The sequence below is a fragment of the Rahnella sp. NRRL B-41462 genome, from assembly GCF_003263525.1.
GTDB lineage: Bacteria > Pseudomonadota > Gammaproteobacteria > Enterobacterales > Enterobacteriaceae > Rahnella > Rahnella aceris.
In genome coordinates, this window is sequence record NZ_JYDF01000002.1 from 22,340 (window position 1) to 31,457 (window position 9,118).

Below are 9,118 nucleotides of genomic sequence, written 5' to 3' on the forward strand. Positions count from 1 at the left end.
TGCCTTGAATTTATTGTGTTGAAATATTAGCAATACAGTTTTTATAGTGATCATTTTTGTCTATTAATGCTAGGCCGATTAATAAGCTTAACTTCCCTGTTGATTTTATAATATTTATCCCTTCCGCTTCGTATCTATATTCCCCTCCCTTTATAACCTTACTTATATCTATTTCTGTGACTGTTTTTTTCCTAAAACCTTTTCCATTCCAGTTATATAATTTAATGGTATTATTTGGAGATCCCGTTAACGCGTATATTGAACCGGCATCTAATGCAAGTCCCTGCATTACTTCATTTTGTGGGAAGTTAATTTTAGTTGGCATTAAGTGAATAATGTTTTCTTCAACATCTAAATCACCCATATATATGACTTTTTTACGACTTTCACTCGAGGCCCAAACAATTACTTTGAGAGGGCTGTTTCTATCCATGGCAATTATTTGATTTCCATATATTTTTTGAGAGTAAGTGTATTTTTTTATGATTTTGTTTTTATGTAATAATATTACAGATGGGGACTTGTAAGAGTTGGTCGTTGTAATTACCGAGTTTTTAACGAATAGCCCATCAAGGTGTCCGATTGAATCTGTATTGGAAAATATCATTTGAGATATTAATTTTTTACTGTTGTCATACTCTTCTAGTAGTTGGCTGTCGTGTTCTTTATTGTCAAAACTTAACCAAATAGTATTTTCATTGTCGTCAAAAAAGAACGATTGCATTATTTTTTTTGTGCTGGATGGAAAGCAAGTAAATTTTTCTGCGAAAAGTTTTTTTGAGTTAATTATGTTATTGTTATTTTTTGAAACTATATCAGCAAGGTTTTGAGCATGCACAATACTGGAATATATTAATATAAAAAAAATAATAATCTTCATTTTTTATTCCGATGTTATTTTTTTCTAGAAGAGGAATTGAATTGATCTTCAAGTGCTTCTTTAAGATGCTCTTTATAATTATCTAAATTTGCCGTTTCGGAGTTAAAGTCATTTGCACAAAATGAATGAGGTTGTTCGCCAGTTATTTTTTTTATCTTCAGAGATTTATAATAGCTGCGGGCAGCTTTAGAGCGAATGTTGAAATAATGGCATACGTCTCTTTCTAAAGTTGCTTTGCCTTTGATATACGCTAACCATGGCACAAAAAAAGTTGCCATATTGATATCATTATTGGTTCGAAACTTGTTTGACAGAAAAAGTGTTATCTCAGTTTCATATTCTTTCCATGCCAGCTCAAAAAAACTTTTTTGCAACGGTACATATGTATGCACTAACGGAGTGTCAATATTTATATTGAAATCTTCATCGAATATTTTCGCCGACTTTGTAGATGCAGATAACGTCGGCGTCTCAGTGCCTTTTAAGGACATATTTTTTAGGCTTTTTCGAGAGATAAATAATGAAGAAAGGCCATTGCTTTTGAAAAAATGTCCCGGCGGCAGTGGTCTTGCGACGAAGACATCATCATTAAAATAGATGAAATGCTCAGCAAGATTAGGCACTTTGTGTAAGTGCGCCTCAATGACATGTGAGTTAAAGGTTGGGAGATATTTATCATCAATGATTTCTTTATGATCAATAATTTTTATTTTCTTGTTTGATTCACATCGCAAAGGATTTTGATTATCTGTGATAATAAAAATATTTCTTACCCAAGGCAAATAAAGCTCAATGCTTTTAATTGAATAACGCAGTTCATCATGATTGTTAAAACGCGCATTATCAGTGGAGAAATTACCTAACTTTTCAATATCAACTTCAGACTTATAGTTTTTATACTTCTCTTTCCACTTAATGTCTGAATCATCAACCCATGTAAATACCACATCGATAGGGAAATTAATAGGCAACAGGTTTTCAATAGCAAGGTTATGCTTGATTAATACGTTTTCTTCTAATTCAGGACACTGAATCTCATTCCTAACTATCGGGTATCTCTTGTTAAAATAATCCCTAAAGAAAACTCCAGGACTTTTGATAAATTTTTTTAGTTTTTTCATGTGATAAAAAACCTACAGTGAAAAACGATGACACTTCTCTTTAAGTAAGATACTGAACAACTTCGCTCACATGGGGACTATGACATTGCAATGAGAAGCACTATTATTCATATCCCTTCATCATTTTTATAAGTGGTAATAGCTTCATCAACCGATTCGAAGTACTTCACTTTATTATCCCTTCCAATAAACAAAGCCACATCGCAAAACTCTTTCAGTGATCCGAGGCTATGTGAAACCATCAGAAAGCTGGCTTCCTCATGTCGTGCTTTGAATAAGTCTGCGCATTTTTGCTTAAATCTGGCATCGCCGACTGCGGTGACTTCATCGACAAGATAGTAATCAAATTTAAATGCCATGCTCAGACCAAAACCCAGACGGGATTTCATACCGGAAGAATAGGTTTTAATCGGCATATCAAAGTATTTGCCCAGTTCGGCAAACTCTTCGACAAAGGCGACTTTTTCACGTAACTGATCTGGTGTGGAATAGAGGCGGGCGACGAATTTTACATTTTCACGTCCGGTCAGGCTTCCCTGAAATCCGCCGGCCAGGCCAACCGGCCAGGAAATGGTTTTCTCCGTGTGAATTTTGCCGGAATCCGGGCGGTCAATGCCGCCGATGACGCGTAATAACGTTGATTTACCCGCGCCATTGCGGCCAATCAACGCCACGCTTTTACCTGAAGGCAGCTCAACATTGAGATCTTTAAAAACGTAATGGCGGCCTTTCGGTGTGCGGTAGGATTTTGTCAGGTTTTCGATTTTTATCATGATGTCAGCATCGCCTCTTCACGATTCCGGTAGAGGGCCAGGCCGATAAACAATACAACCAGAGTACAGGCAGCCAGATAATTCAGGCTGACGCCTTCACTGATATAACCCGGTACGACTGATTCGCGGCAAAGCTCAACCACGTGGACGATAGGGTTCCACAGCAGGTAAGGCCAGTATTCCTTCGGTATGTTATGCAAAGAAAACATAATGCAGGAAATGAAATAGAGAGGCTTAATCAAAATAGGCAGGAACTTTTCGGTCTCCGGGAATGACTTTCCGACCACCATAAATATTAAGCCCATACCGCAGGAGAACAGCACTAAAAGTACCCAGACCAGAATCAGAGTAATAAGCTTTGTGACTTCAAACTCTTCGCCCAGCAGGCCGACAATGGCCATAAGTAACACGTACACGACCGCGTATATCAGCGCTTCCAGCATTGCTCTGGCGATGATGGTATCCACAGGGCGAACCGGGCGGTAATTAAACAAACCCTGGTTGGCTTCAATCGCGCCAATAGAACGGTTGGTAATATTGCTAAATACAAAGAAAGGGATAATGCCGTTGATCAGGAAAACCGGAAACGAAATATCCGGCATAGTGCGGTGCATCACGTAGCCAAAAATGGCCAGCATAATCAACATATGTGCCATCGGCTCCAGCGCTGCCCACAGATACCCTAACCGGTACTTACCAAAACGGGTTTTGATTTCCCTTAAAAACAGCGCTTTCACCGCCGCTTTTTGTACTTCTAAGCCACTACGTGCCATCAGATTATTCCAGTTTTTTACATTTTCCACGCTACCGCCCCTGGCTTACAGCAGCCAATGCGCTCGGAATCGGGTCGGATTGTGGGAGGCGGCACATCTTTGATGCTGCCGCAGCAGGGGAGTCACTTTTCCGTAAGTTGCATTTAGGGGGTTAATGCGGTGTCACATCCCTGTAAATTATCTTTAATTTTTATCAGGTTAGGTTGGCAGGTGTTTTTCACAAAAATGCAAAGGTTGCGAAAAAATATTTCAGCAAGTTTCAGGTGTGATCGAGGTTATGTAAAATTGCTTTGAACTATTAATTTGTATTAAATCATTCACACCGCCTATTGGTTTAAGAATTCTCTTAGGATGAAAATAAACATTAAGTTTATCAGTAGGATAATGAAACCGGTTCCAGGGGGTGAAGTTGAGAATGTAGTTGAAAATGTAACTATTTATCAGCGGGATTATTAAATATAGATGTAAAGTTACAGGGTAAGAGGGGTTTTAAGTGCAATTCGCCAGAAGAGGATACAGGTATTTGTTATCGAAAATGAAAAGGCCAGTGACTTTCGTCACCGGCCTTTTCTTGTTAATCGCTCATTTTACCGCCGTATGATCCCGCGGTCAGAGCACATTGTTACTCAATATTTGATTCGATGAACCACAGGAATTTATCCAGGTCGCGCGATGCAGCGGTGAAAATATCTGCGGTGTCTTCATCTTCTACTTCGCCGATAGCCTTACGGGTATCGTTCGCGACAACACCATAACGTTCCGCCAGGGCTTTCAGATGTTCCTGCACGGTATGGATGTTGGTCGGGTAACTTTTCAGCGGGGTTTTATCGTTAACAACCTGCACGGTACCCAGCGCCACACCACCTAACTGCACCACACGTTCTGCGATGGTGTCCTGATGGTCAATAATCGCGGTACGGAAACCATCAAGCATTTCGTGCACGGCAATAAAGTTTGCGCCACGCATGTTCCAGTGAGCTTGTTTGGTGATCAGCGACAGATCGATATATTCAGTCACCAGACGGTTCAGCACCTTGATAGTATTGAGTTTGACGCTTTCATCTAAATCATTGCGTGTGTAGATAAGCTCAGAAGATTTCGTTTTGACCAGTTTAGCGGTACTCATATACATATCTCCTTGTTTCATTAAAATTAATTGCTACTAATGTATTTCGTAACTGCATTCAGTATAGCAATAAATTGAAAATTTGCAGGGCGTACATTCCTATCGTTCTGATAGCGTGTGTCTTATAAGCTCTGCTGTGATTTCACTTCCAGCTTATCATGCTGATTTATAAGGTGGATAGGATTCCTCCTGAACTTCCACTTCTATTAATCTGCTAAAATAAACTAAGACTGATAATTATTTTCATTACGTGGGGGAAGATATTTTTAAATGTAAGTGACAGTGTGCGGATATATTTTTACCGGGATTTTGTTCTGGTATGGAATATGACCAGTCGGCATAACAGTTTGCCGTATTTAATATTGAAATATAACGGCGGGATAATACCCGCCGTTAATCACTGTCTGCTGTCCTTTAAAGCGCCATCGCCCCGCTATACAAAACGGCACCCGTCGGTTGCCCCGTCGGTGAACCGCCGTGAGGCTCGAGGCTTATTGCCAGCGTAAAACCTGCATCCGGCATTTTCGCTGCCAGCGCCAGTTGTGTCGGTTGTTGCGTATTCAGCAAGCCGAGGGAATGCGGCTTGCCTCCCGGCGGAATGGCCCACAGTTCAAGGCTGCGATCTGCGGCGATATTCTGCGCATTGATCGGCGTCAGCAACAGGCTGCGGGTGCTTCTGTCCGCGCTGACCACCCACTGTCCGCTTTGCGTACCGGCGCTGCTGGCCAGTATCGCCACCGGCATTGGCGCTTCTGGCTGAACCAGCAGGCGGGGGATCAGCAACAATGCGGCAAGCCCGGCGGCCAGCGCCCAGCCCATATAAGCCCGCACCGGTCGTGTCGCCGGAGCCGGAAGTCTGGCCGGTTGCAGCGCAAGGTTATGCTGAATGCGTTTCCACACCGATGCAGGTGGGATGACCGGGGTTATCTGATTATCCAGTTGCGTGAAAGCTTCCTGCCAGCGTGCCACTTCGGCCGCCAGTTCAGGGTCTTCCTGCATTTTTTGCTCAAACTGAATCCGGGCCGCGCCGCGCAAGGTGCCGAGCGCATATTCAGCCGCCAGGGCGGCATGATAATGGCTTCTGCTTTTCATAGTCCTACGCAGCTCTTTAAGTGATCCAGGGCGCGACGTATCCAGCTTTTGATCGTCCCCAGAGGTTGTTGAAGATGCGATGAGACCTCACCGTGCGACAGGCCCTGATAATAGGCAAGGATCAGGCTTTGTCTTTGTTCGGCGGGCAGATGTGCGAGGCAGGTGGCCAGAATTTTGGCGTCACTGTCCTGTTGCAGCCGTTGCAAGGGGTCATCATAGTCGCTGGCATCTCCGTCATTCATTGTCTCGTCCAGTTCATCTAACTGGTTATCGCTCCCGCGCATCCAGTCGATAGCGCGGTTGCGGACAATATGGGTGAGCCAGGTCATCGGGGAACTGAGCGCCGGATTATATGAGGCAGCCCGGTTCCACGCGGTGATATAGCTGTCGTGCAACACTTCTTCTGCCCAGGCATGTCGCCGCAACATGCGTAATGCGACGGCGAATAGCCGGGGGGACGTCAGACGATATAACTGCTCAAATGCCTGACGATCGCCAACGGCCATGGCGCTCATCAGTTCGCGCTGTACTTCCGGCGCATTCTCTGGTGTTGGCTTAACGAAAAAATTGTCATGCATTCGCGCGTCCTGACTTACTGAGGTGCTGTTTCATAAGAGAAATCATGCCCTCAGTATAGCCGGTATTATTTTGGCATCAGGACGGTATCAATGACGTCGATCACACCGTTCTTCTGCTGGACGTCATAAGTACTGATGTTGGCGATATTCCCCTTGCCATCTTTGAGCTGAATATTGTGAGGTCCGTTGTTCAGGATCCACAGTGGCTGGCCGTTAACGGTTTTTAGTTCTGCCGCGCCGTTGCCTTTTTTCAGCAGTTTTTCCAAATCTTTCATTTCATATTTACCGGCCACCACGTGATACGTGAGGATGCTGGTCAGGGTGGCTTTGTTTTCTGGTTTCACCAGATTATCCACGGTACCCGCCGGTAATTTGGCAAACGCGGCGTTGGTTGGCGCAAACACGGTGAACGGGCCTTTGCCCTGCAGCGTATCCACCAGTCCTGCTGCTTTTACCGCCGCCACCAGCGTGGTGTGGTCTTTCGAATTCAGGGCATTTTCTACGATATTTTTGGACGGATACATTTCAGCGCCACCGACCATGGTGGTGCTTTGAGACATCATTGCAGCCATTGACGCGGTGCTGAGCAGCAGAGAAGCACAGATTGCGGTACGGAGTAATGTTTTCATGATGGTGTCCTTCGTCAGTTAGGAGGTGAGGTCTTGCCTCACATCTATACATACGAATGACCCTCTGCTTTTGGATGCAGGAAAAATGAAATAAATGAAAATAATTTTCAACCTGCTGATAGAAAAGAAAAAGCCACATCGGGATGACGTGGCTTTTTTATACGATGCGGTGCCATTACTTCCCGGAAGGGGTATTTCCGGCAATATCCACCGTCTCGATTTTGGTTTTGCGCTGCAGGGTAAGTGTTGAACCGGCGGAAGCCGCGATAATCGCCGCCAGCCCGATCCACTGCGTCGCGGTCAGGAATTCACCGAGGAAGATAATGCCGGAAAGCGCGGCCATCGCCGGTTCCATGCTCATCAGCGTACCGAAGGTTTTGGCTGGCAGTTTGGTCAGGGCCATCATTTCCAGTGAATAAGGAATGGCGGAAGTGAGCAGGGCGATCAGCAAGCCGAGCGGTAAAATATCCCAGCTGAAAATAGAGGTGTGTGCCTGGATTGCGCCAATCGGGAAGAAGATTAACGCCGCAATCAGTGACCCCATCGCGGCGGTGCCCGGTCCGTAACTGCTGCCAGCACGTTGTCCGGCGAGGATATAAACCGCCCAGCAGCCACCGGCGATCAGCGCAAAGCACGCACCTTTGAGGTCAACACCGCCGGCACTTTGCCCGAGGGGTAACAGGAACAGTAACCCGATTACGGCCAGCACGACCCAGATGAAATCCACCGGACGGCGTGAGGAGAACATCGCGACCGCCAGCGGGCCGGTAAATTCCAGTGCAACGGCAATGCCCAGCGGCACGGTACGCAGAGCCAGATAAAACGAATAGTTCATGCAGCCCAGCGCCAGGCCATACATCATCAGTGCACGCAAATTACCGCCGCGCATTTTCAGGCGCCACGGACGAAAATAGAGCAGCAACAGAATAGAGCCGATACCAAGACGCAGAGCCGTGACACCCTGCGGGCCGACCACCGGGAAAAGCGTTTTTGCCAGCGACGCGCCGCCTTGTAATGACAACATGGCGATCAGTAGCAACAGAATCGCCACCAGCGGTGAGGTTTTTTTCGGTAACGCAGGGACGGGCGGGCTGTTGTTATGCGTCGCTGCCTGCAGAGCGATCTGCGGATCCTGCGGCTGATTTTGTCCTGACTGTGTCATCCATTGCGCCTTTTGAGGTGATCCCATGAATCCGGAAACTTCAGATTTATAGTTTTGAAAAGAAAGGTAAAGCGCTGTCAGTGTAGAGGGAAAAGTGGCGAGAAAAAATCCTCACGAAAAAGTTTTTTTCGGAACGTGTTTGTTAAAAAACTTCCTAAAATAGTTTGTTTTTTGAGCAAATTTTTAGGAATTATCTGCTAATCTCAAAAAGTTCAATAAGTTTACCTTATAGTTTGTGTGACCAAAATCTCAATAAAATTAAATGGATAGCGTGTGCTGGAAACTTCCTGTTACACCATATGATGCTTTGGACATCTTAATTGAGGCAGAGTTTCACACTAGTTTTTGTTATATTTTCAAACGTGAAGGTTACTTTGGTTTCTCTTTTTGAGGTGGTTTATGAAAAAAATTGCATGTCTTTCCGCATTAGCTTGCGTAGTTGCACTGGGCGTTTCTTCAAGCGCTTTCGCTGACACCAGCACCGTAACTGCTGGCTACGCTCAGGGTGACGCACAAGGCGTTGCTAACAAAGCAAACGGCTTCAACTTAAAATACCGCTGGGAACAAGATAGCAACCCACTGGGCGCTATCGGTTCTTTCACTTACATCGAAGATGACAGCTCTCCTGCATCTGGCGACTACCGTAAAGCACAATACTACGGTCTGACTGCGGGTCCTGCTTACCGTCTGGCTGACTGGGTTTCCATCTACGGTGTTGTGGGTGTTGGCTACGGCAAATTCCAGTACAACGAAGCGGCAGCATCTACTGCTAACCGTGAAAAAAATGACACCAGCGATTACGGTTTCTCTTACGGTGCTGGTCTGCAGTTCAACCCAATCCAGAACGTTGCTCTGGACGTGTCTTACGAACAGTCCCGCATCCGCAGTGTTGATGTTGGTACCTGGATCGCAGGCGTGGGTTACAGCTTCTAATTCTTCGCCGCAGCGTAACGCTTTGCCGTTACCCTCCCGCGAAAACAAAAA

The 9,118-nt window shown here is 45.2% G+C and carries 10 protein-coding genes; 1 reads left to right on the top strand and 9 read right to left on the bottom strand.

Annotation, left to right across the window (positions count from 1 at the left end; translation table 11 throughout):
• Positions 1 to 10: 10 nt before the first annotated feature.
• From UC14_RS00815 to rhtA, 9 genes are all read right to left on the bottom strand, one after another.
• Entirely contained in the window at positions 11 to 880 is an 870-nt protein-coding gene (locus UC14_RS00815) for a hypothetical protein (RefSeq protein ID WP_112197084.1), read from the bottom strand.
• Between the two features lie 14 nt (positions 881 to 894).
• Positions 895 to 2,001, bottom strand: coding sequence for a Stealth CR1 domain-containing protein (locus UC14_RS00820; RefSeq protein WP_112197085.1), 1,107 nt, complete (start codon positions 1,999 to 2,001; stop codon positions 895 to 897).
• A 107-nt stretch (positions 2,002 to 2,108) separates the two neighbouring features.
• The gene (locus tag UC14_RS00825; protein ID WP_013574694.1) at positions 2,109 to 2,774 is read right to left on the bottom strand and encodes an ABC transporter ATP-binding protein; all 666 of its coding nucleotides are present in this window, start codon (positions 2,772 to 2,774) and stop codon (positions 2,109 to 2,111) included.
• A complete protein-coding gene (locus UC14_RS00830) occupies positions 2,771 to 3,547 on the bottom strand; it encodes an ABC transporter permease (protein WP_013574695.1) in 777 nt (258 codons plus the stop codon). The genes UC14_RS00825 and UC14_RS00830 overlap by 4 nt, the downstream gene beginning before the upstream one ends.
• A gap of 622 nt (positions 3,548 to 4,169) precedes the next feature.
• A complete protein-coding gene (gene dps, locus UC14_RS00835; protein ID WP_015689551.1) occupies positions 4,170 to 4,673 on the bottom strand; it encodes a DNA starvation/stationary phase protection protein Dps in 504 nt (167 codons plus the stop codon).
• Positions 4,674 to 5,087: 414 nt separating this feature from the next.
• A complete protein-coding gene (locus tag UC14_RS00840; protein ID WP_112197086.1) occupies positions 5,088 to 5,765 on the bottom strand; it encodes an anti-sigma factor domain-containing protein in 678 nt (225 codons plus the stop codon).
• Positions 5,762 to 6,343: a sigma-70 family RNA polymerase sigma factor gene (locus UC14_RS00845; protein ID WP_112197087.1), complete on the bottom strand. Its 582-nt coding sequence runs from the start codon at positions 6,341 to 6,343 to the stop codon at positions 5,762 to 5,764. Before UC14_RS00845 ends, UC14_RS00840 begins: the two co-directional genes overlap by 4 nt.
• A gap of 65 nt (positions 6,344 to 6,408) precedes the next feature.
• Positions 6,409 to 6,972: a fasciclin domain-containing protein gene (locus UC14_RS00850; RefSeq protein ID WP_112151171.1), complete on the bottom strand. Its 564-nt coding sequence runs from the start codon at positions 6,970 to 6,972 to the stop codon at positions 6,409 to 6,411.
• 175 nt (positions 6,973 to 7,147) lie between these two features.
• Entirely contained in the window at positions 7,148 to 8,134 is a 987-nt protein-coding gene (rhtA, locus tag UC14_RS00855) for a threonine/homoserine exporter RhtA (protein WP_013574701.1), read from the bottom strand.
• 399 nt (positions 8,135 to 8,533) lie between these two features.
• Here rhtA and ompX point away from each other — a divergent pair, with 399 nt between their 5' ends.
• Positions 8,534 to 9,067: an outer membrane protein OmpX gene (ompX, locus tag UC14_RS00860; protein WP_013574702.1), complete on the top strand. Its 534-nt coding sequence runs from the start codon at positions 8,534 to 8,536 to the stop codon at positions 9,065 to 9,067.
• The last annotated feature ends 51 nt before the right edge of the window (positions 9,068 to 9,118 follow it).